22 protein-coding genes are annotated in these 20,887 nt (G+C 58.4%); 16 read left to right on the forward strand and 6 right to left on the reverse strand.

What is annotated here, in order from left to right; all coding sequences use genetic code 11:
- Positions 1-144: 144 nt before the first annotated feature.
- Positions 145-579 (forward strand): large conductance mechanosensitive channel protein MscL, encoded by a 435-nt coding sequence (gene mscL / locus C7964_RS10195; protein WP_110279574.1) that lies wholly within the window; start codon positions 145-147, stop codon positions 577-579.
- A 57-nt stretch (positions 580-636) separates the two neighbouring features.
- Here the strand turns inward: mscL and ald are convergent, their stop codons facing one another.
- Positions 637-1,755 carry an alanine dehydrogenase gene (gene ald / locus C7964_RS10200; RefSeq protein ID WP_110279575.1) on the reverse strand — a complete coding sequence of 373 codons (1,119 nt, stop codon included), beginning with the start codon at positions 1,753-1,755 and terminating at the stop codon, positions 637-639.
- Between the two features lie 135 nt (positions 1,756-1,890).
- Between ald and C7964_RS10205 the strand changes: the two genes are divergently transcribed.
- On the forward strand, positions 1,891-2,349 hold the full coding sequence (locus tag C7964_RS10205) for an Lrp/AsnC family transcriptional regulator (RefSeq protein ID WP_110279576.1): 459 nt from the start codon (positions 1,891-1,893) through the stop codon (positions 2,347-2,349).
- On the opposite strand, the gene C7964_RS10210 is transcribed toward C7964_RS10205, so the two are convergent.
- On the reverse strand, positions 2,346-3,557 hold the full coding sequence (locus C7964_RS10210; RefSeq protein WP_110279577.1) for a Coenzyme F420 hydrogenase/dehydrogenase, beta subunit C-terminal domain: 1,212 nt from the start codon (positions 3,555-3,557) through the stop codon (positions 2,346-2,348). The genes C7964_RS10205 and C7964_RS10210 overlap by 4 nt on opposite strands.
- Before the next feature lie 147 nt (positions 3,558-3,704).
- Between C7964_RS10210 and C7964_RS10215 the strand changes: the two genes are divergently transcribed.
- The 3 genes from C7964_RS10215 to C7964_RS10225 all read left to right on the forward strand — a co-directional run bounded on the left by C7964_RS10215 (position 3,705) and on the right by C7964_RS10225 (position 7,517).
- Positions 3,705-4,727, forward strand: coding sequence for an aspartate-semialdehyde dehydrogenase (locus tag C7964_RS10215; RefSeq protein ID WP_110279578.1), 1,023 nt, complete (start codon positions 3,705-3,707; stop codon positions 4,725-4,727).
- A gap of 147 nt (positions 4,728-4,874) precedes the next feature.
- A complete protein-coding gene (locus tag C7964_RS10220) occupies positions 4,875-6,521 on the forward strand; it encodes a DUF4139 domain-containing protein (RefSeq protein ID WP_110279579.1) in 1,647 nt (548 codons plus the stop codon).
- A gap of 306 nt (positions 6,522-6,827) precedes the next feature.
- Positions 6,828-7,517 carry a VPLPA-CTERM sorting domain-containing protein gene (locus C7964_RS10225; protein ID WP_110279580.1) on the forward strand — a complete coding sequence of 230 codons (690 nt, stop codon included), beginning with the start codon at positions 6,828-6,830 and terminating at the stop codon, positions 7,515-7,517.
- Positions 7,518-7,567: 50 nt separating this feature from the next.
- Here C7964_RS10225 and C7964_RS10230 read toward each other — a convergent pair whose 3' ends face one another.
- On the reverse strand, positions 7,568-9,214 hold the full coding sequence (locus C7964_RS10230) for an electron transfer flavoprotein-ubiquinone oxidoreductase (RefSeq protein WP_110279581.1): 1,647 nt from the start codon (positions 9,212-9,214) through the stop codon (positions 7,568-7,570).
- Between the two features lie 204 nt (positions 9,215-9,418).
- On the opposite strand from C7964_RS10230, the gene greA reads away from it, so the two are divergent.
- The 11 genes from greA (at position 9,419) to zapE (ending at position 18,553) form a co-directional block, all read left to right on the forward strand.
- Positions 9,419-9,889 carry a transcription elongation factor GreA gene (gene greA, locus C7964_RS10235; protein ID WP_110279582.1) on the forward strand — a complete coding sequence of 157 codons (471 nt, stop codon included), beginning with the start codon at positions 9,419-9,421 and terminating at the stop codon, positions 9,887-9,889.
- Between the two features lie 14 nt (positions 9,890-9,903).
- The gene (locus tag C7964_RS10240) at positions 9,904-10,923 is read left to right on the forward strand and encodes a hypothetical protein (protein WP_110279583.1); all 1,020 of its coding nucleotides are present in this window, start codon (positions 9,904-9,906) and stop codon (positions 10,921-10,923) included.
- Positions 10,924-10,928: 5 nt separating this feature from the next.
- The gene (locus C7964_RS10245) at positions 10,929-11,858 is read left to right on the forward strand and encodes an AEC family transporter (RefSeq protein WP_110279584.1); all 930 of its coding nucleotides are present in this window, start codon (positions 10,929-10,931) and stop codon (positions 11,856-11,858) included.
- Between the two features lie 37 nt (positions 11,859-11,895).
- On the forward strand, positions 11,896-12,723 hold the full coding sequence (gene fghA / locus C7964_RS10250; RefSeq protein WP_110279585.1) for an S-formylglutathione hydrolase: 828 nt from the start codon (positions 11,896-11,898) through the stop codon (positions 12,721-12,723).
- A 22-nt stretch (positions 12,724-12,745) separates the two neighbouring features.
- Positions 12,746-13,192: a YaiI/YqxD family protein gene (locus C7964_RS10255; RefSeq protein ID WP_110279586.1), complete on the forward strand. Its 447-nt coding sequence runs from the start codon at positions 12,746-12,748 to the stop codon at positions 13,190-13,192.
- Between the two features lie 5 nt (positions 13,193-13,197).
- Complete coding sequence (locus C7964_RS10260; RefSeq protein WP_110279587.1) at positions 13,198-14,142, forward strand: DMT family transporter; 945 nt, start codon at positions 13,198-13,200, stop codon at positions 14,140-14,142.
- Between the two features lie 31 nt (positions 14,143-14,173).
- A complete protein-coding gene (locus C7964_RS10265; protein ID WP_110279588.1) occupies positions 14,174-14,797 on the forward strand; it encodes an HAD family hydrolase in 624 nt (207 codons plus the stop codon).
- On the forward strand, positions 14,794-15,708 hold the full coding sequence (locus tag C7964_RS10270; protein ID WP_110279589.1) for an ornithine cyclodeaminase family protein: 915 nt from the start codon (positions 14,794-14,796) through the stop codon (positions 15,706-15,708). The genes C7964_RS10265 and C7964_RS10270 overlap by 4 nt, the downstream gene beginning before the upstream one ends.
- 34 nt (positions 15,709-15,742) lie before the next feature.
- Positions 15,743-16,672, forward strand: coding sequence for an alpha/beta fold hydrolase (locus C7964_RS10275; RefSeq protein WP_110279590.1), 930 nt, complete (start codon positions 15,743-15,745; stop codon positions 16,670-16,672).
- A 103-nt stretch (positions 16,673-16,775) separates the two neighbouring features.
- Entirely contained in the window at positions 16,776-17,411 is a 636-nt protein-coding gene (locus C7964_RS10280; protein ID WP_110279591.1) for a DUF2306 domain-containing protein, read from the forward strand.
- Between the two features lie 89 nt (positions 17,412-17,500).
- Positions 17,501-18,553 (forward strand): cell division protein ZapE, encoded by a 1,053-nt coding sequence (gene zapE / locus C7964_RS10285; RefSeq protein ID WP_110279592.1) that lies wholly within the window; start codon positions 17,501-17,503, stop codon positions 18,551-18,553.
- A gap of 30 nt (positions 18,554-18,583) precedes the next feature.
- Here the strand turns inward: zapE and C7964_RS10290 are convergent, their stop codons facing one another.
- The 3 genes from C7964_RS10290 to C7964_RS10300 all read right to left on the reverse strand — a co-directional run bounded on the left by C7964_RS10290 (position 18,584) and on the right by C7964_RS10300 (position 20,859).
- Entirely contained in the window at positions 18,584-19,315 is a 732-nt protein-coding gene (locus tag C7964_RS10290; protein WP_110279593.1) for a hypothetical protein, read from the reverse strand.
- A 256-nt stretch (positions 19,316-19,571) separates the two neighbouring features.
- Positions 19,572-19,880, reverse strand: coding sequence for a P-II family nitrogen regulator (locus C7964_RS10295; protein ID WP_110279594.1), 309 nt, complete (start codon positions 19,878-19,880; stop codon positions 19,572-19,574).
- Between the two features lies 1 nt (position 19,881).
- Entirely contained in the window at positions 19,882-20,859 is a 978-nt protein-coding gene (locus tag C7964_RS10300) for a sodium-dependent bicarbonate transport family permease (RefSeq protein ID WP_110279595.1), read from the reverse strand.
- Positions 20,860-20,887 lie beyond the last annotated feature (28 nt).

Genomic DNA, 20,887 nt, shown 5'->3' on the forward strand with positions numbered 1-20,887 from the left:
ATCTCGATTTGCAATCCACCCAAGCTAGGGGGAAAACCCTTGAACAAAAACCCGTTCCTCTGTTCAAAAATATGGCTAATACTGTGCGCACAGCCGCAGAAGGGAAAAATCCGCGCGCTGAAAAACAAGAAATGGGGACAAAGAATGCTTAATGAATTCAAGACGTTTATTGCCAAGGGGAATGTCATGGACATGGCCGTTGGTATCATTATCGGTGCCGCATTTACGGCCATCGTCACATCGCTTGTTGGCGATTTGATCAACCCTATCATCGGCCTTTTGTCCGGCGGCGTTGATTTCACGAACAATTACGCCGTACTTGCCGGCGAGGTACCTGCAGGCGCATCATTGGATGCCGCACGTGAGGCTGGTGCGTCGATCTTTGCTTATGGCGCGTTTATCATGGCCGTGATCAATTTTCTGATCATCGCCTTTGTTGTCTTCATGCTGGTGAAAATGGTCAACAAGGTCAAAGACGCTGCGATGAAAGAGGAAGAGGCTGCACCGGAAGCCCCGAAGGGTCCAACTGCCGAAGAGCTGCTGGCAGAAATCCGCGATGCGCTGAAAGCGAACGCCTGATCCTGTCCGCTGTATGAATAAAGGGCCCGCTTTCCCAAGCGGGCCCTTTTCTCATGTTTACGCCTTGAGCGCCAATGACGGCGACAAGACGTCGATCCCCAAGGCTTTTCCGACGGCATAGTAGGTCAGGTTGCCTGCATGGACGTTCAGACCGTTCAGCAGATGCGGGTCATCTTCGCAGGCCTGCCGCCAGCCTTTGTCGGCCAGCGCGAGCATGAACGGCATGGTGGCATTCCCAAGTGCGATGGTGGACGTGCGCGCCACAGCACCCGGCATGTTGGCTACGCAGTAGTGCATGATCCCGTCGACATCATAGACAGGGTCTTCGTGGGTTGTGGCCTTGGACGTTTCGAAACAACCGCCTTGGTCAATCGCCACGTCAACAAGTGCCGCACCCGGTTTCAGCTCGGAGAGTTGCGCGCGCGAGATCAGCTTGGGTGCCGCCGCACCCGGGATCAGGACCGCGCCGATGATCATGTCGGCCTGACGTGCCAGCTCAATTGTGTTGCCCGCATTGGCGTAGCCGTTTTTGAAGACGCCGCCGAAAGTGTCATCCAGATAGCGCAGACGCGGCAGGGACCGGTCCAGCACGGTGACATCAGCGCCCATGCCCGCCGCGATGCGCGCCGCATGGGTGCCGACAACACCGCCGCCGATAACCAGCACGCGGGCAGGGCCAACACCCGGTACGCCACCCATAAGAACACCGCGCCCGCCGTTGGCCTTTTGCAGCGTCCATGCGCCGACCTGCGGTGCCAGACGCCCTGCGACCTCTGACATGGGCGCCAAGAGCGGCAGCCCGCCGCGATCATCGGTCACTGTTTCGTAGGCAATGCAGGTTGCACCGGACTCCATCAGGTCTTTGGTTTGTTCAGGGTCCGGCGCAAGGTGCAGATAAGTAAACAAAATCTGACCTTCACGGAGCATTTTGCGTTCTTTCGGTTGTGGTTCTTTCACTTTTACAACCATATCGGCTTTTTCGAACACTTCTGCAGCGGTGCCTACAATTGCGGCCCCGGCTTCAGTGTAATCGGCATCGGTAAACCCCGCGCCATTGCCGGCGCCGGACTGGATTGTCACGGTGTGACCGTGGTTGACGGCTTCAAAGGCCGCGTTCGGTGTGAGGCCGACGCGAAATTCCTGTGGTTTGATCTCTGTTGGGCATCCAATATGCATGACCGGTTCCTCCTGTGTCTGGTGGAAGTATCACGCCGCTTCGGTGCAATTTCATCGGAGTGTCCTTGGATGTTCTGGGTATTTGCGGTAGGACTGTGTGCGAAAGCAGCATTTATTCGAAGGATCGTGCGTAGAATGGAACTGGATAGTATTGATCGCCGAATCCTCGAGGTTTTGCAGAAGAAAGGCCGCATCTCGAACGCCGAATTGTCGGAGAAGGCGAATCTGTCTGCCTCGGCCTGTCACCGGCGTGTGCAAAGATTGGAAAAGGACGGCTATATCCGTGATTACGTGGCACTGCTTGACCCCCGCAAAGTGGGCCGTCCGACGACGGTGTTTGTCGAGATCACGCTCAGCGGGCAGGCCGATGAGGTGCTTGATGCGTTTGAACGTGCTGTGGCCCGCGTGCCGGATGTACTTGAGTGTCACTTGATGGCGGGCACGGCGGATTATCTGCTGAAGGTCGTCGCGGGCGATACCGAGGATTTCGCCCGGATTCACCGACGTTATCTGGCGACACTGCCAGGGGTGGCGCAGATGCAATCGTCCTTTGCGTTGCGCACCGTGCGTCAGACAACTGCAATGCCGGTTTAAGGATCGGTTCGCTCGTTCTCTTCCGGTGCAATCCCGTAGGGTTTTGCCAGGTTCCAGACGTGGGCGGGCACCATATTCTTGATCTTGGCAGGCTCTTCGCGGCGCAGATGCAGGACGGTTTCAGCGGCCTTCATTTCAACCCGCGCACGGGCAAATTCCAGACCGCGCGGCCCGACCCTTGGCATCACCCATGCCATGATCCCGCGCAGCCAGTTGGGCATCCGCCGCAACGGAAGACCGCCTGCGGCAAGGCGCGTGTTTTCAACGAACCCTTTGACCGAGCTTTGGCGCTGACCGCGTGATCCCGGTGCGGCAAGAGAGACTTCATCGCCAAGGGCGTCCAAAATCTCTTTGCCGCGCTGGTTGCGCACGATCAGCCATTGTTCCCCTTCGCCCGCCATATAGCCCACAGTGATATCGGCCAGCCGGTTGGTATAATCCACGCAGGTGCGGCAGGTGGTGGGGAAGAAATCAGGCGGCAGGTCCGAAAGCGGAAGTTTGAGAAACGGGATCAGCCGTTTGCTGCCATCAGTGAACCGCAACTCGACATGATAGTCGGCGCGGAATTCCAGATAGGTCACGGTGTCGGGCGCGTCGGTCAGCCGTGCAAGAAAACTGTGGAAGTTCTCGGTCGTGGTGTTGTCCGAGCAGGGGGTGCCGATCACATAAATGCGTTCGAACCCAAGTTCTGCCTCGATCGCGCGCAGGGCGTAGATCTGGCAGGGAATGCCGATAACCGCGATTTTTTGGTGGCCAGCCGCCAAGGCAGGTTCAAGCAAGGCCAAGAGCGGGGCATAGCCCATACGCATGCCGCGTGCGTGCCTCATTTCCGCTGGGTCGGTGATGATCGCGGGACGTGGACGCCATTTGTCCTCTGTATCTGGCACCATCGTCAGCACGGCATCCACCGCGCCGGTTTCCAGCAGGCGCTCGGCAAAGCGTGTGGTCAGGCCGGTCCATTGCGCGCCTTCACGGGGGGGGCTCAGCGCGGCGCGATACATCGCGCGCGACACCCCGAAGAAACGCTCGTCGCCAACGTCGTTGGCGGTGCGGCCGTGAATATAGGCCTCGTGCCTCGGATAGTCCGGTTTGATAAACTGGCAGGCTTTGCCGCAGGCGCTTGGGTCGGCCATCCGTGACACACCGCAATCGGTGCAAAGGCCACGGGGTGCGGGATCGGAGAGCTGGGGTGTTTGGAACGTCGTCATGCGCGCACTGTAGGGGTGCAAATCCGCGAGTCTAGTTTGATTTACAAGCTTGGCCCCGACCGTTGCAGAGGTACTTCTTTGCCCGCCCCCTTTCCCTTGGCCCCCCCACGCGTTAAAGGGGCGCATCTGTAACAAGGAGCCAGCCAAATGGGCTATCGAATCGCCGTTGTCGGTGCCACAGGTAACGTGGGCCGCGAAATGCTGAACATCCTCGCCGAACGGGCCTTTCCCGTGGACGAGATTGCCGTACTTGCCAGCCGTAAATCGCTGGGCACTGAAGTCAGCTTTGGCGATAAAACCCTGAAGACCAAGGACCTTGATACCTTTGATTTCACCGGCTGGGACATGGCGCTTTTTGCGGTCGGCTCCGAGGCAACCAGGATTTACGCACCCAAGGCCGCCAAAGCCGGTTGTGTGGTCATCGATAACTCGTCGCTTTACCGCTATGACGCCGATGTGCCGCTGATCGTGCCCGAGGTGAACCCGCAGGCCGTGCACGGCTATTCCAAGAAAAACATCATCGCGAACCCGAACTGTTCGACAGCCCAGATGGTTGTGGCGCTCAAGCCGCTGCATGACCGCGCAACGATCAAGCGCGTTGTTGTGAGCACCTATCAGTCCGTGTCGGGCGCCGGTAAGGGCGGCATTGATGAGCTGTGGGACCAGACCAAATCAATCTACAACCCCACTGACAGCAAGCCGCCCAAGCAGTTCACCAAGCAGATCGCCTTCAACGTGATCCCGCATATTGATGTGTTCATGGACAGCGGTGAGACCAAAGAAGAATGGAAGATGGTCGCCGAGACCAAGAAGATAGTTGATCCCAAGATCAAGGTCACGGCCACGTGTGTGCGCGTGCCTGTCTTTGTCGGCCACTCCGAAGCAATCAACATCGAGTTTGAAGAGTATCTGGACGAGGACGAAGCCCGCGACATCCTACGCGAGAGCCCTGGTGTCATGGTGATCGATAAGCGTGAAGACGGTGGCTATGTCACCCCGATCGAATGTGTCGGCGACTTTGCCACTTTCATCAGCCGCATCCGTCAGGACAGCACGATTGATAACGGTCTGAACATGTGGTGCGTGTCCGACAACCTGCGCAAGGGTGCGGCGTTGAACGCGGTGCAGATCGCGGAACTCTTGGGGCGCGAGTGCCTGAAAAAGGGCTAACAGTTCACAGATGTTTTTGGAAAGGGCGTCCTGCGGGGCGCCCTTTTTCGTGCCGTGCGCAGATTTTTTGCAGTCTTCGCCAAGGATCCTGTCCTGCGATCCGTCAAAGCCTGTATTATGACGCATAATATCTGCAGGAGATTTTCCATGTTGCGCCTTCTTTTGACGACAAGCCTGATTACACTGGCTGTCCCTTCACTCGCCGACACTTTCACCGCCGAGGCAAGGGTGGATACGGTCACGATCTATCCCGGGCTCGCGACTGTCACGCGGCAGATCAGCCTTGATCTGCCAGCGGGCCAACACGAGATTATTGTGCCGGATATGCCAGAGGGCCTGTCCACCGCAGGGCTGCGTTTGGCAGCCTCTGACGGGGCACAGTTGGGGGCGGTGAACCTTGCCTTTGATCGCTTGCCGGTGACACCCGACCAAAGCGCGCCCGAGATTGTTGCCGCCCGCGATGAGGTGGAGCGGCTGGAAGGTGTCTTGCGCGCGCGTGACGCCGCAATTGCGCAAATCCGCCTGCGGGTGCAGGCCGCCGAAGAACAGGTTTCCTTTTTGCAAAGCCTGTCACAGGCCAGCGCGGGCGAAGCGATGAATGCGGCCGATATTCAGGCCCTCGCACAGATGGTGGGCTCCGAGACTTTGGCTGTGCGCGAAGCCGCATTTGCCGCCGAGCAAGAGGCGCAGGCGGCGGAACTGGCGCGCAAAGATGACGTGGAGGCTTTGGAAAATGCCCGCCAGACCTTGGCGGCGCTATTGGCACCGGAACAGCAGGGTGCTGTGCTGACCTTTACCTTGGCCGTTGAAGAGGCAGGTGAGGTGACGGTCGATGTCAGCTCGGTCGAGGGGTTTGCCAATTGGTCACCCGTCTATGACATGCGCCTGACCACTGGCGCGGAGGCGGCTTTGGCGGTCGAGCGTTCTGTCGTGATCAGTCAGCAAACGGGGCAGGACTGGAATAATGTGCAGTTGGTCCTGTCGACGGCGCGCCCTGGCGAACAGACCGGACCAAGCGGTATTTGGGCACCCTTGCGGCGGATCATTCCGGAGGATGATCTGGGCCGAGAGGATGGTGTCATGATGATGGCCGATAGCGTACAATCCCTGTCGCGTTCGGGGGCTTTGGCCGAGGTCGCGGCGGCGCCGATGGCCGTGACGGCCAAGGCTGATTTCAGCGGCGCGACCGTCACTTACATCTATCCCGGCCGGGTTGATATCCGCAACGGTGTCGAGGATCTGCGCCTGCCACTGGACACCCTGAATTTCGCCGCTGACGTCTGGGCCGAAGCGGTGCCCAGCCGTGACCAGATCGCCTATCGTATGGCGGAATTTACCAATGACACCGGTGAAGTCATGTTGCCCGGTCAGGCGCTCCTTTATGCGGACGGTACGATGATCGGGTTCGACCAGTTGCCTTTGCTTGCGGCAGGGGCGGATACGGAAATGGGGTTCGGGCCGCTGGATGGTTTGCGCCTGACCCGTGCTGTGCCGAATAAATCCGAAGGCGATGTCGGGGTCTTTACCAGCGCAAACCAGCTGACCGAACAGGCGGTGATGACGGTGGAAAACCTAACAGGTCAGGCGTGGGACGTGAAACTGCGCGACGCGATCCCCTATTCCGAGCAGGATGATCTGGAGGTGGAGTTCAGCGCAAGCCCCGCCGTCACGCGGCGTGATCCTGAAGGGCTGCGCGGTATCTTGGAATGGGACCTCGCGCTTGCAGCAGGTGCGAAGCAAGCGGTGACGCTGGACTATACGCTGACATGGCCGAACGGGTATGTGCTGCGGTAGGTGGAGGGCTGGGTCGCCCGCTGGCCGCATCGCTGCGACAAGGCTTAACTTTAGAACAGCTGTCGCAGCGAACCTTATCGCTCATTGGCACCGCAGCGATCATCAAAATGGATCGTTCCCCTCCGCGCAAGAGTGGGGCTGGCAGGGTTGATTGGCGGCAGCTTCCAAGCTGACTCATGCAACACATTTGTTTCGAAAGCATAAACAATGGTAGATTTTGGGTGCCTTTGATCCGTCTATCTACGCCTTTCACTGGGTTTTGGCCATGTTTTCGCCCTAAATACTGCTATTCCTACGCGCGAAATTATGGTACGGATTGTCGCAGTTAGTAAGAGGTGCAGTATCTTTACTAAAACTCTCATGGCGGCCATCGCCGCTGTTACCTTCGCCACAGCAAGCTCAGCGGCGACATTGGATTTTGATTATGGTGGCGGCTCTGCATCGACGAACGATGCTGATCTCGGGACCTCGGCTGTATTGGATTTGACATTCGCTGATGTTGGCCAAGATCTTGTAAATCTGACCGTTCTGGCGACAAACACCTCTGACGCGACCACTGGTGGTTTCCTGACGGCATTTGGGTTTGTTCTTCCAGACGTCACCAGCGTAACAGGTGTGTTGATCGACACGGCCTTTTCCCTGCAGGAATTTAGCGGCACGCAGACATTGGCCAGCTTCGGTGGTCTCGAGTTGAATGTCGGCGTAGGCACTGGCGGCGATTACGAAGGCGGCGGAAGTCCTCAGAGCGCGATCGGTATCGCCCAGACGGCGACGTATATCTTTACGCTCGCAACCAATCAGACCGCAGCAGCATTGGAGGCGTCATTTTTGGCGCTTGCTGAAAATGCGGCTGTGCGTTTTCGCGGTCTGACTGATGGGGGTAGCGATAAGCTGACCAACATATCGCTCGCGCCTGTACCTCTGCCTGCCTCAGCATTGCTTCTACTAGCGGGGCTTGCGGGCTTGGGTTTTCTTTCACGCAAGAAAATCGCTTAATTCCGATTTCTACGTCTGAAAAAAGGGCCCCGCGAGGGGCCCCTGATCGTTTACATGTTCGGATAATTCGGCCCGTCACCACCTTGTGGCACCGTCCATGTGATGTTCTGGCTCGGGTCCTTGATATCGCAGGTTTTGCAGTGCACGCAGTTCTGGAAGTTGATCTGGAACTTGGTGTCCGCCCCTTCGCCGACGAATTCATAGACACCGGCCGGACAATAGCGCGCCGAGGGACCGGCGTATTTGGCAAGGTTCACTTTGACCGGCACGTCCGGGTCAGTCAGGTGCAGGTGTGCAGGCTGGCTTTCCTCGTGGTTGGTAAAGCTGAACGATACGTTCGTCAGACGGTCAAACGACAGCGTGCCATCGGGTTTGGGGTAGGTGATCTCTTTGTGCTTGCTGGCGGGTTCGGTCGCTTCGGCGTCGGATTTGCCGTGAGACAGCGTGCCAAGGAAACCGTTGCCGAAAGTGTTCATCCACATGTCCATCCCGCCGATGGTCAGTGACCCCAGCAGGCCATATTTGGACCAGAGCGGTTTAACGTTGCGCACTTTCTTGAGGTCTTTGCCAATCTCGCCTTTGCGCACGGCGGCGTCGTAACCTTCCAGCAGATCGCCGCTGCGCCCTGCCTTGATTGCGTCCATGGCGGCCTCGGCCGCAGCGATACCTGACAGCATGGCGTTATGGTTGCCCTTAATGCGCGGTACGTTGACCATGCCAGCCGCACAGCCCAAGAGCGCGCCACCGGGGAATTCAAGCTGCGGCATGGACTGGAAACCGCCCTCGGAAATGGCGCGCGCACCGTAGGCCACGCGCTTGCCGCCTTTGAGCAATTCGGCCACCTGCGGGTGGTGCTTGAACCGCTGGAATTCCATGTACGGGAACAGATGCGGGTTCTTGTAGTTCAGGTGAACCACGAAGCCCACGTAAACCTGATTGTTCTCAAGGTGGTAAATGAAAGACCCGCCGCCCGCATTCCCGTTCAAAGGCCAGCCCATGGTGTGTGTCACAGTGCCTTCACGGTGCTTTTCGGGGTCGATTTCCCAGATTTCCTTCATGCCCAACCCGTATTTCTGGACATCGGATTTTGCATCAAGGTCGTATTTTGCGATCACCTGTTTCGACAGCGATCCGCGTACGCCTTCGCCAAGGAACACGTATTTCCCGTGCAGTTCCATGCCGGGTTCATAGGACGGTCCGGGGGTGCCGTCTGCATTCTTACCGAATTCACCCGCGACCACGCCTTTGACTTCGCCGTTTTCGCCATAAACCAGTTCCGAGCAGGACATGCCGGGGAAAATCTCGACACCCATTTCCTCGGCCTGTTCGGCCATCCAGCGGCAGACATTGCCCATCGACACGATGTAGTTGCCGTGGTTGCTCATGAACGGTGGCATCAGGATGTTGGGGATCCGCAGCTGTCCGGCCTCACCCAGCATGTAGAAGTTGTCTTCCTTGACGGGCACGTTCAGCGGCGCGCCTTTTTCTTTCCAATCGGGGATCAGCTTGTTCAGGCCAACCGGATCAAGCACCGCGCCCGACAGGATATGCGCGCCCACTTCCGAACCTTTTTCCAGCACAACCACGCTCAGTTCAGCATCAAGTTGCCTGAGCCGGATTGCCGCAGAGAGACCGGCAGGGCCTGCACCCACGATCACGACATCATATTCCATTGCTTCGCGTTCAATCTCGGCCATCGGCAAATCCTTCAAAATACGGGGCGCTTGCCCCCTTTTATTCAGTCGTAGCAAGGGTTACCTGATGACGGATTAAGGGGCAATCAAGACACGACGTCAAAATTGGCGCACGCGACATCTAATCGCGGCTAAGCCTTGACTTGGCCTCTGCCTAATAGACTATGAACGCTGGACGAATGATTTTCCCCCGGGAGGGGAGTAACGATGGATAAGATACCTTTGACCCGCGCCGGCTTTGACAAGCTGGATGCCGAACTCAAGCACCTGAAATCCGTGGAACGCCCTGCGATTATCCGTGCGATCTCGGAAGCGCGTGAGCATGGCGATTTGTCCGAGAACGCGGAATATCACTCGGCCAAGGAAAAGCAGTCCTTCATCGAAGGGCGCGTGAAAGAGCTTGAAGGCGTGATTTCGCTGGCGGATGTGATTGATCCTTCCAAACTGTCCGGTACGGTCAAATTCGGTGCGACCGTGACGCTGGTCGACGAGGATACTGATGAGGAAAAGACCTATCAGATCGTGGGCGAGTATGAGGCTGATATTGAAAGCGGGAAGCTGAATATGAAGTCGCCCTTGTCACGGGCCTTGATCGGCAAGGACGAAGGTGACAGCGTTGAGGTCCGCACGCCCGGTGGTGTGCGCAGCTATGAGATCTTGTCGATCGCCTTCAAATAGGAAGTGCGCAAAAAATGGCGCAGAAATCCAACACTGATCGTGCCGGTTTGGACGCAGGTCCTGGCCAGGTCGAGCCTTTGGCAATTGCGGCGTCTGTCGCATGGGTCATTGTTGCGACCTTTCTGTTCTGGCTGACGTGGCCAGACCCGGCACCAGCTGACGGGTTTGCCACGGCGTGGTTCGTTCTTGTTGCGCTCGCGATTATCTTGCCCGCGACGTTGATCTGGGTGGCGGTCGCCTCGGCGCGGGCTGTGCGCAACCTGCGCCACGAGTTGTTTCAGACACAGACCAGCATTGACCGGCTGTCCGACATGCTGGCCAGCAAAACCGCAGCGAAAGAGCCCGCCGCCCCTCGAGCTGTCGTCCCCAAAGCCCCTCCGCCGCCGGAACCTGCGCCCGCGCCGCCGACTCCGCCGCTTGTGGAAGCTCAGCAAGACGCGCCTGTGTCGCAGTTCGCCTCGCGCCGCGAGGTGTCCCGCCTGATTGTCCCGCGCGCTGCGCCGCAGATGCCCGCTGATCAACCGGCCTTGGCGTTTGATACCCCGTCCGAGGAGGCCCGCCCGCCGATCGCGCGCCCTGATCTGGTCAAGGCGCTGCACTTTCCGAATGATGAAAACGATACGGACGGTTTTGCGGCCCTGCGCCGCGCCCTGCGTGACCGCGATGCGCGCAAACTGGTGCAGGCCAGTCAGGATGTGCTGACGCTTTTGTCGCAGGAAGGCATCTATATGGATGATCTGCGTCCCGCTCCTGTCAGCGCCGATCTTTGGCGCCGGTTTGCCAATGGCGAGCGGGGAAGGCCGGTTGAGCAGTTGGGCGGGATCCGTGATCAGGCCTATCTGTCCCTGATTAGCAGACGGACCCGCGAAGACGCGATTTTCCGCGACGCAGTGCACCATTTTCTGCGCTGCTATGATCAGTTCCTTGTCACCTTCGCGGAAGACGCCACCGATACGGATTTACTGGCCCTTGCCGAAACCCGCACATCGCGCGCCTTCATGCTGCTGGCCCGCACCACAGGGACGTTTGATTAACCCGCATGTGGGACATTTTTCTTCAGACTTTGCCTTTCTTCATGCTCATCGGTTTGGGCTATGGGTCGGGTCTTACCAAGTTCTTCACGCCCGAGGCCACGGCCTATCTGACCAAGTTCGTTTTCTATTTTGCGCTCTCGGCGATGCTATTTCGCTTTTCGGCCAACCTGTCTCTGGCAGAGATCCTCGATTGGCAATTCGTGCTGGCCTACCTGAGCGCCACAACGGTGATCTATCTGCTGGCTGTCGCTGTTGCGCGCAGGCGCGGTCTGCCGATGACCGAAGCGGCGGTTGAGGGCCAATGTGCCGTGATCGGCAACGTCGGATTCTTGGGCATCCCGATGTTGGTGCTGCTTTTGGGCGAGGCTGCCGTTGGCCCCGTCATGATGGTGCTGGCGGTTGATCTGATCGTCTTTGGCAGTCTGATCGTGATCCTGATCACAGGCTCGCGTGACGGGCGGATGTCGCCGCGTGTCTTGTGGACAGTCACGGTTGGATTAATCAAGAACCCTATGATTGTCTCGATCTCGTTGGGTCTGCTGGTGTCGGCCAACAATATTCCTGTGCCTGTGCCGGTAAACGAGTTTCTGAGCTTGCTGGGGGCCGCCGCAACACCCGGTGCGCTGTTTGCGATTGGCGCGTCTCTGGCCACCAAATCGGCCGAGCGCGTGGCTGTTGCAGGCTGGCTATCATTCTGCAAACTGATCCTGCATCCGGCGGCGGTGGCATTTGCCGCGCTGATGCTCTTTGACGTTGATCCCTATACTGCGGGCGTAATGATTGCCGCTGCTGCGCTGCCGGTTGCGGGCAATGTCTATATTCTGGCACAGCACTATGGCGTCGCCCCGACACGCGTGTCCGCCGCGATTCTGATTTCGACGGCGGCAAGCGTTGTGACGGTGTCCTTGGTCATTGCATGGGTGACAAGCTTCTGAACCTGCGCTAGCCCTTGGACAAACGAAAGGGAAGCACATGGAAACGATCTCGGAAAACCGCGCCTTTGGTGGCACGCAAGGGGTATACAAGCACGCCTCGGCGGCCTGTTCTTGTAATATGACTTTTGCGGTCTTTCTACCTGCCGAGGCCGCCGATGGCCCTGTGCCGGTGCTGTGGTTCCTGTCGGGTCTGACCTGCACCCATGAAAACGCCATGACCAAGGCGGGCGCGCAGGCCTGGGCCGCCGAGCAGGGGATTGCTCTGGTCTATCCCGATACATCGCCGCGCGGTGACGATGTGCCCAACGATGAAGCCTATGATCTGGGTCAAGGGGCGGGCTTTTATGTGAACGCGACCGAGGCCCCTTGGGACAAGCATTTCCAGATGTGGACCTATGTGAGTGAGGAATTGCCAGCCTTGTTGGCCGAGAAATTCCCGCTGGATATGTCGCGCCAGTCGATTACCGGCCACTCCATGGGCGGGCATGGTGCGCTGACGCTGGCAATGTCTCTGCCGGGGCGGTTCCGGTCCGTGTCGGCCTTTGCGCCGATCTGCCATCCGACCGCCAGCGACTGGGGCCGTAAACAGTTTACCGCCTACTTCGGGGATGTCGCCGCAGGTGCCGCACATGACGCGACGCTGTTGATGCAGAAAGCTGGCTTTGACGGGCCGGTCTTGATTGATACTGGCACCGATGACCAATTCGGTGATCTGCTGGGAACCGAACATTTCGCCCAAGCCATGGCGGCCAAGCGCCAAGAAGGACAGATCAGGCTGCAGAAGGGCTATGACCACTCTTACTTCTTCATCTCGACCTTCATGGAGGATCACGTCGCCTTCCATGCCGAGGCGCTTTATTCGTGATAGTCGCAACGCAGGTGCGCAAATGATTTACGTCGACGCCGATGCCTGCCCGGTGAAGGCCGAGGTCGAACGTGTCGGCACGCGGCATAAGCTGAAGATGTTTGTTGTTTCGAACGGGGGTATCCGGCCGTCGCAGAACCCGTTGGTGGAAACTGTGGTGGTGCCTGACGGCCCCGATGTGGCCGATATGTGGATTGCTGATCGCGCGACCAAGGGCGATGTGGTGATTACGGGCGATATTCCTCTGGCGGCGCGCTGTATCGAGAACGGTGCGCTGGTGCTGAAACACAATGGCGAAGCACTGACACAGGCCAATATCGGCAACGTGCTGGCAACCCGCGATTTGATGGCCGACATGCGCGCGGCTGATCCGTTTCGCCAAGGTGGCGGCAAGCCGTTCAGCAAGGCGGACAGAGCGCGGTTTCTGGACGGGCTGGAACGGGCTGTACGCGCGGCGGCAAAGCTGTGACGCAGATGTCAGGGGCCAAGCTTGGCGCAATTTGTGCGACGGTGTCGGTGCTGTTCTTCTCGATCAATGACGTGGCCATCAAGTTTCTCAGTGGCGGTTATGCGCTGCATCAGGTGGTGCTGATCCGCTCGGTGATCGGGCTGTTCATCATCATGGCGGTGATCGTACCCTTCACTTCGGGCTGGGCGATCGCGCGCACCAAGCGGTTGAAAATGCACATCCTGCGCGGCCTTTGCGTGGTCTTTGCCAATATGACGTTCTTCCTTGGGCTGGCGGCCATGCCACTGGCGGATGCAGTTGCGATCTTCTTTGTCAGCCCTTTGGTCATCACCCTGTTCTCGGTGGTCTTTCTGGGCGAAGTGGTCGGCCCGCGGCGCTGGGCAGCCATTGCTGTGGGATTAATCGGTGTGCTGGTGATGATGCGCCCCGGGACGGCTGCGTTTCAGGTTGCATCGCTTTTGCCGCTGGCAGCGGCGGTATGCTATGCGGGGCTCCATATCCTGACCCGCCGGATCGGGGGTACCGAGAGTGCGGCAACGATGGCGTTCTATATTCAGGTCGTCTTTCTCTTTGTCGGGGTATCCTTTGGTCTGATCGCAGGCGACGGGCGTTTTGGCGATCAAAGTGACCTCTCATTGGCCTTCCTGTTCCGCGCATGGAGCTGGCCTGCTGTTGCGGACTATCCGATTTTTCTGCTGATCGGTGCGGGAACTGCGGTTGCCGGGTATCTGATCTCTCAGGCCTACCGCGTCGCCGAGGCGTCTTATGTGGCGCCGTTTGAATACCTTGCGCTGCCCATGGCCGTGGTCTGGGGGATCGTGGTTTTTGACGAATTTCCTGACCTCTGGGATTTTGTTGGAATGGCTTTGATCCTCGGCGCGGGTCTTTTTATGGTCTGGCGCGAGGCGCGGGCCAAACCGGTTGCTTTACAGCGTCCCTTGCGGCGTTAGGCTGGCGTGAATTGCAAGAAGGAGTCGCTCAATGGCAGGCGTTCAGGCGGTTGTTTTTGATATTGGAAACGTTCTGATCGAATGGCAGCCCGAGCGGTTTTTCGACTGTATGATCGGCGAAGAACGCCGCCGCGCAATGTTTGCCGCGATTGATCTGCACGGGATCAATGATGAGGTCGACCGTGGCGGCAATTTTCACGCCACGATTACGGCGGCGGCCAAGGCCAACCCCGAATGGCATGACGAAGTGATGATGTGGCACGATCGCTGGATCGATATGGCGGCCCCCGCGATTGATCATTCGGTCCGCCTTTTGCGGGCTTTGCGGGCGGCGGATGTACCTGTTTTTGCGCTGACGAATTTCGGCATCCAGACCTTCGAGATTGCGGAACCTGTCTATCCCTTTCTGGGTGAATTCGACCGCCGCTACATCTCGGGCCATATGGGCGTGATCAAACCCGATGCAGAGATTTATGCGCAGGTCGAGGCGGATTGTGGTGTGCCGCCCGATGGCCTGCTGTTCACCGACGACCGGATCGACAATATCAACGCCGCTGCGTCACGCGGGTGGCAGACGCATCTATTCGAACACCCCCAAGGCTGGGCTGATCGATTGGTTGCCGAAGGTGTCTTAAGTGAGGAGGCGGCGCAATGACCGTGATGATCCCTTTCGAGGAAGGTCAGAAGAAACTGGATTGGCTGGCGCTGACCGATGCGTTGGCTGCGGGTCACGATGGGCCGAAGGCGGACGTGGCAGATGTGTTTCTTTATGAAGGCAACAACACACTGCTGAACCGTTCGGCGTGGATTGCGGGCCTTGGTCTGGCCGTCAAATGCGCCACGATCTTTCCGGGCAACAAAGCCGCAGGCAAACCTGCGATTGGCGGGGCTGTAAATCTCTTCTCCGGTCAGGATGGTGCACTTGAGGCAATCCTTGATTTTGCGCTGGTGACCAAGTGGAAAACCGCAGGCGACAGCCTTTTGGCGGCGCGGCGGCTGGCACGACCGGACAGCCGGAATATCCTGATCGTGGGTGCGGGCACTGTGGGGCATTCGCTTTATGAAGCCTATGGCGCGGCCTTCCCCGATGCGGCGTTTACAATCTGGAACCGCTCCCCCGAGGGTGCCAAGGCCTTTCAGGCGCAGCATCCGGATGTGGCGATTGCGGATAATCTGGAGCAGGCGGTGCGCGGTGCCGACGTGATAACGTCGGCCACGATGTCGACCGATCCCGTGATCAAAGGGGCGTGGCTGCAACCTGGCCAGCATGTAGACCTGATTGGCGCCTACCGCCCCGATATGCGCGAGGTGGATGATGCGGCGCTGCAAAGGGCGCGGGTCTTTGTCGATAGTCGCGAGACAACAATCGGGCATATCGGCGAGTTGAAAATCCCGATCGCTTCTGGCGCATTTGATGCGTCAGATGTGGTCGCCGATTATTACGAGCTTGACCGGTTCAAGCGCCATAATAACGACGAGATTACCCTGTTTAAGAACGGCGGCGGTGCGCATCTGGATCTGATGACGAGCCGATACATACTGGAAGCCTGGTCGGCAGAGGGTTAAGAGCCCCTGAAGGTCTTGGAAAGGGACAGCGGTCGTGGTTTGGGTGCTTTTTGTTCTGGTCGTCACGTTAGGTGCCTATGTTGCCGCGCAACCGTTTTTGGTTGAACGCCGGCGCCCTGTGATCAGTGATGCAGAACGCCAGAGCGCGCACGGTGAGTTTGTCACGCTGTCGCAAGGTGTCACCCATTTCCGCTGGGCAGGGTCTGCGCGCGGTCCGGTTGCCGTTGTCGTCCATGGCATCTCAACGCCGATGATTGCGATGGAAGGGGTTGCCGAGGGCTTGGGCCGTTTGGGATATCGTGTTTTGATGTACGACCTTTACGGGCGTGGTTTGTCGGATGCCCCTGCTGGCAAACAGGACCGTGCGTTTTTTGTGCGGCAGTTGGCCGATCTTTGCGCCGATCAGGGCATTACAGAAGAAATCACGATTGCGGGTTTTTCCATGGGTGGGGCCATTGCGACAGCATTTGCCAGTGAATACCCCCACAGCGTGAAGCAGGTGATCCTGATCGCGAGTTCGGGCATTGCGACGAATGAAGATCGTTTTTCGCGGTTTTGTCGGCGTGTCCCGCTGCTGGGGGATTGGGTGCATGCCGCCTTCGGTCATGAGCGCATGCGCAAAGCGATCCCTGCACGGGGCGAAACACCCGATATCGAGCAGGTCCTGAGCGCGCAACGCAAGGAGTTGAAGCGGCGCGGCTATCTGCCTGCGCAGCTGTTGTCGCGGCGTGGAATGCTCAATGAGAACCAGGAAGACGACCACCGCAAGCTGCATCGTCAGGGCATTTCTGTTGCGGCAATCTGGGCGCGGGAAGATCCGGTGATCTCGATCCGCGCTGTGGGTCTTTTGGGATTATGGAACAGGGATGCACGGCAAGAGGTCGTTGAAGGGGCTGATCATGCGCTGCCTTACACGCACAAGGCCGAACTGGCAGCCGCTTTGCGCGCCACGCTGCGGGATTGACAGATTCAAGGCGTCAGGCTGGCGCGCCTTTTGCTTCGGTGCGCTGCTTTCATGCCACACTCAAAACTGGCGCAGGGTTTGAAATGCGTTATCTGGTTCGTCTATGAGACCCTTTCTTCAAACATCATCGCTGGTGCTTTTGGCGCTGCTCATAGTACCTTTTGCACTTTACGCGATTGATTTCGGGCAATCGGGCCTCAGGGATGCCCTGCCAGAGCCGCACTACCTACAATCCGACATTGCTGTCGCGAATGTCTCGGTTTTCCTCCACATGGCGACGGGGGCGGCAATCACCGCATTGGTCCCTTTCCAACTGATCCCCGCAATCCGGCGGCGGTGGCCTGCGTTGCACCGCTGGTCGGGGCGGTTGATTATCGTAGCCGGCGTCGCAACCGCGGTGGGCGGGCTGGTCTATATTGCGCTGCGCGGCACAATTGGCGGGACGCCGATGGATATCGGGTTTTCGCTTTGCGGGGTGTTGCTGCTGGGGACTGCGCTGCAAACGATCCGCCATGCGCGGGCTGGGCGTTTCGCGCAACATAATGCTTGGGCTTTGCGGTTCTTCTGGCTGGCTTTGGGGTCCTGGTTTTACCGTGTCCACTACGGCCTTTGGTATCTGGCGACCGATGGGCTCTGGTCGAATCCGCAGTTCACGGGCGGCTTTGATCTGGTGCAGAATTTCGCGTTCTTTTTGCCATATCTTATCGGTGTCGAGATCTACCTGCGGCGCAGGCGCTAGGTTGGTCGCAGCGCCCTTGCACCGATATTCTGCAACCTCGCACATATGACACGCTTTTCATCGGCAGGGCTGCGCGCTATCCAAACGCGATGACAGTACAAGAGGCATATCACGCGGCCGTTGCCGCAGGCAGGCTGCATGCGGATGATGCCCAGATCGGGGTTCTGCCCGAGTTGGAACGCGTGCGCACTGCCCTTGATGCGCCCGTGAAGCGTGGTCTCTTCCGCAAAGCGCCACCGCCTGTTGCCGGTCTTTACATGTGGGGTGGGGTCGGGCGTGGCAAGTCGATGCTGATGGACCTGCTTTATGATCTGGTCACGGTTCCGAAACAGCGCCGCCATTTCCATGCATTCATGCAATGGGTCCACAGCGAGATGACGGCGGCGCGCAAAACCGGCGTGGATGATGCATTGGCCCCGGTGGCCGCAAAGCTGGCCGATGAGGTGCGCTTTCTGGCGTTCGACGAGATGCAGATTTCCGACATCACCGACGCGATGCTTGTGGGGCGCCTCTTTGAAGCCCTGTTTGCGCGCGGTGTAGTCATTGTCACGACATCGAACCGCCCGCCGGATGATCTCTACAAGGACGGCTTGAACCGTCAGCTTTTCACGCCGTTCATTGCCTTGCTGAAAGAGCGGATGGTTGTGCATGAATTGGTCAGCGCGACGGATTACCGTCAGGACCGGCTGGCAGGCAGCCCGAGCTATTTCACACCCAATGACGCGGCCGCGCACCAAGCCATCGCCAAGATCTGGGATCACCTGAGCAACGGGGTGTCGGAAGCGCTGGTGCTCCATGTCAAAGGGCGCGAAGTCACCTTGCCACAGTTTCACAACGGGGTCGCGCGTGCGAAATTCTTTGATCTGTGTGGCCGGCCATTGGGCGCGGGGGATTATTTGGCGCTGGCTGATGCGGTGCGGGTGCTGATCCTCGAGGACATCCCGATCCTGTCGCGCCATAATTTCAATGAGGCCAAGCGTTTCGTCACATTGATCGACGCATTGTACGAGGCGAAGGTGCAGCTGATTTGTTCAGCCGCAGCCGTGCCTGAAATGCTCTATGTTGAAGGCACTGGCACATTCGAGTTCGAACGTACCGCCAGTCGTTTGCGCGAGATGCAGTCGGCGGATTGGGCGGGGTAGGGCGTCAGCCGCCGCACCCCGCCCTTTGGTCTAGTTCCAGCCTTTGAAGCTGAAACCCCTGAGGCCATTGGCACCGAATGATGCGGTATATGTGTGGCTGCTCAGCCAGCTGACCTTGAATTTTGCGTAGATGCCGACCTGTGGCTGCACATCATCTTTCGGGCCAAGGTTGGAAGGCGCGGTCACTTCGGCATGGGCATCAAGCCGGAAGGAAAAGCCGACGAATATCTTGACCACATTGAAATGTACCGACGGCAAGTAGTGGCCGAAGGCCATCTCCGGCTTGCTTGGGGTTGCTTGATAGGTGCCTTGCAAGCGCGAGGTGACATCCACCAAAATCCAGTCCTTGATGATTGAATCGTGGACATAGAACCGGATGTCGCCGGTTTTGCCTTCCTTTGCATTTTGGTAATCCAGCGGATCCGTACCCTTGAGGATCACCGATGTTGTGGTGTCCTTGGCATTGCTGACGGCCTTGTTATCCTTGATGAAATCCCACGCAAATTTGGTGACTTCAAGCGCGGTGTCGGCGCTGCCTTCAAGCGCTGCGCCAGCGGCGCTTTCATCCATCGTGTGGATTGCTTGTGCTTCGGGGCTGATCCATTTCTCCGAAATCAGCTTGGTCTCAAGCCCCTTCGACGCATCAAGCTTGTCCGTCACCGCAAGGATTTCATATTCCCATGTTGCGAGCGCGGTGCTGGTTTCGACATCCTCCAACACAGCCGTGAGTCTTTGTCCGACATAAAGTTCTTCATTCGCCATTTGTTTACTCCAATTCATTTAAAAATACGTCGTAGAATATGGAGCACAGTAGAGCAGCGCTCACCGCGGCTCTGTGACCCTGCGCACATCTTGCTGGTTGTTGTTGTGAATTGGTCGGGGCTTGCTCTGGATCGCTTCCGACGCGCCCCATTCTGTTTCAAAGGACGTCACGCTGCGCTGATTAATGGACCGTGAATGAACAGCCTCCCGCATGTGACCGTTTGCGTGCAGCAGATGCAATCGCAGAATGGGGTGCTCAGAAACGCTCCGCGCGCAGTACCTGCGCGTCCGTGATACTCACCACGCCGATGTGTTTTTCCACCACGCTAAATGCGGCATCCAGCAATCCGTCAAGCCGCTCTGGCTTGATCAGGCAGACGACCGATACCATGCCGGCGCGGCCTACCTGACCTTCGCGGGTCCAAACCCCTGACCGTCCAGAACCGCCCAGTACGGGCAGGATCGTAAAGCCAGTCACCCCCGCATCTGTCAGAGCCTTGGTCAGGCGGTTTTCCAAAGGGGCCTCGATCACGATTTCGACCCGTTTTGCTGTGTGGGTTTGCATGTCAGCCTCCGACAATGATTTGCGCTACGGCCAAATAGAGCGGAATGCCAAGCGTGAGGTTGAAGGGAAAGGTGACCCCGAGTGACAGGGTCAGATAGACCGAAGGGTTTGCCTCGGGCAGGGCCACGCGCATCGCGGCGGGCACGGCGATATAGCTGGCCGAGGCGCTAAGCACCATCATCAGCACCACGCCGCCGAGCGAAAGGCCGACAAGCAGACCGGCACCCAGCCCGATCATCGCGCCGACAAGTGGCATCAGGATCGCAAAGCCGACGGCCCCTATGCCGACCACCCCGCGCGACTGCCTAAGGCCACGCCCTGCGATAAGGCCCATGTCGAGAAGGAAAAGGCAGAGCACGCCTTTGAAGGGGGCCACGATAAAGGGGCTGATCTCTGCAAGGCCCTGTTCGCCGGTGATTGCGCCGATAAAGAACGCGCCGACCAGCAGGACAATTGACCCGTTCAGCAGCAGTTCGCGCATCAAGCCCGGCTCCATTTTGCCACCGCCACCGCTGCGGGCGACAAGCCAGAGGGCGGACAGGATCGCGGGGGCTTCCATGACAGCGGCGACGGCGACCATATAGCCTTCGCTGTCGATCATGCGTCCCTGCAATACTGAGGTTGCGGCCACGAAGGTCACGATGCTGATCGAGCCATAATGCGCGGCCACGGCAGCAGCGTCGATGTTGGACAGGCCCGTCATGACACGTAGCAGCGCAAAAGCAATCAGTGGCAGTCCGAAAGACAGGATCAGGCCCGCAATCAGGGACAGGATCAGCGTTTGGTCAATGCCATGCGTGCTGACCGCGACGCCACCCTTGAAGCCGATTGCAAACAAAAGATAGATCGACATGCCTTTGGCCACTGCCTCGGGAATGGTCAGGTCGGAGCGCGCCAAAGCCGCCGCAAGGCCCAAGGCAAAGCTGAGGATGATCGGTGAAATGAGGTTGGCCCCGGCCAGTGATAGGATTTCCTGCATTTCGTCTCAGTCCTTGGATATGCGTGAT

This window comes from Loktanella sp. PT4BL (assembly GCF_003201935.1).
Taxonomy (GTDB): Bacteria; Pseudomonadota; Alphaproteobacteria; order Rhodobacterales; family Rhodobacteraceae; genus Yoonia.

Bases quoted from the DNA above. Each gene is read 5' to 3' on its own strand.
- mscL (WP_110279574.1), top strand. From the start codon at position 145: ATGCTTAATGAATTCAAGACGTTTATTGCCAAGGGGAATGTCATGGAC.
- ald (WP_110279575.1), bottom strand. From the start codon at position 1,755: ATGCATATTGGATGCCCAACAGAGATCAAACCACAGGAATTTCGCGTC.
- C7964_RS10205 (WP_110279576.1), top strand. From the start codon at position 1,891: ATGGAACTGGATAGTATTGATCGCCGAATCCTCGAGGTTTTGCAGAAG.
- C7964_RS10210 (WP_110279577.1), bottom strand. From the start codon at position 3,557: ATGACGACGTTCCAAACACCCCAGCTCTCCGATCCCGCACCCCGTGGC.
- C7964_RS10215 (WP_110279578.1), top strand. From the start codon at position 3,705: ATGGGCTATCGAATCGCCGTTGTCGGTGCCACAGGTAACGTGGGCCGC.
- C7964_RS10220 (WP_110279579.1), top strand. From the start codon at position 4,875: ATGTTGCGCCTTCTTTTGACGACAAGCCTGATTACACTGGCTGTCCCT.
- C7964_RS10225 (WP_110279580.1), top strand. From the start codon at position 6,828: ATGGTACGGATTGTCGCAGTTAGTAAGAGGTGCAGTATCTTTACTAAA.
- C7964_RS10230 (WP_110279581.1), bottom strand. From the start codon at position 9,214: ATGGCCGAGATTGAACGCGAAGCAATGGAATATGATGTCGTGATCGTG.
- greA (WP_110279582.1), top strand. From the start codon at position 9,419: ATGGATAAGATACCTTTGACCCGCGCCGGCTTTGACAAGCTGGATGCC.
- C7964_RS10240 (WP_110279583.1), top strand. From the start codon at position 9,904: ATGGCGCAGAAATCCAACACTGATCGTGCCGGTTTGGACGCAGGTCCT.
- C7964_RS10245 (WP_110279584.1), top strand. From the start codon at position 10,929: ATGTGGGACATTTTTCTTCAGACTTTGCCTTTCTTCATGCTCATCGGT.
- fghA (WP_110279585.1), top strand. From the start codon at position 11,896: ATGGAAACGATCTCGGAAAACCGCGCCTTTGGTGGCACGCAAGGGGTA.
- C7964_RS10255 (WP_110279586.1), top strand. From the start codon at position 12,746: ATGATTTACGTCGACGCCGATGCCTGCCCGGTGAAGGCCGAGGTCGAA.
- C7964_RS10260 (WP_110279587.1), top strand. From the start codon at position 13,198: ATGTCAGGGGCCAAGCTTGGCGCAATTTGTGCGACGGTGTCGGTGCTG.
- C7964_RS10265 (WP_110279588.1), top strand. From the start codon at position 14,174: ATGGCAGGCGTTCAGGCGGTTGTTTTTGATATTGGAAACGTTCTGATC.
- C7964_RS10270 (WP_110279589.1), top strand. From the start codon at position 14,794: ATGACCGTGATGATCCCTTTCGAGGAAGGTCAGAAGAAACTGGATTGG.
- C7964_RS10280 (WP_110279591.1), top strand. From the start codon at position 16,776: ATGAGACCCTTTCTTCAAACATCATCGCTGGTGCTTTTGGCGCTGCTC.
- zapE (WP_110279592.1), top strand. From the start codon at position 17,501: ATGACAGTACAAGAGGCATATCACGCGGCCGTTGCCGCAGGCAGGCTG.
- C7964_RS10290 (WP_110279593.1), bottom strand. From the start codon at position 19,315: ATGGCGAATGAAGAACTTTATGTCGGACAAAGACTCACGGCTGTGTTG.
- C7964_RS10295 (WP_110279594.1), bottom strand. From the start codon at position 19,880: ATGCAAACCCACACAGCAAAACGGGTCGAAATCGTGATCGAGGCCCCT.
- C7964_RS10300 (WP_110279595.1), bottom strand. From the start codon at position 20,859: ATGCAGGAAATCCTATCACTGGCCGGGGCCAACCTCATTTCACCGATC.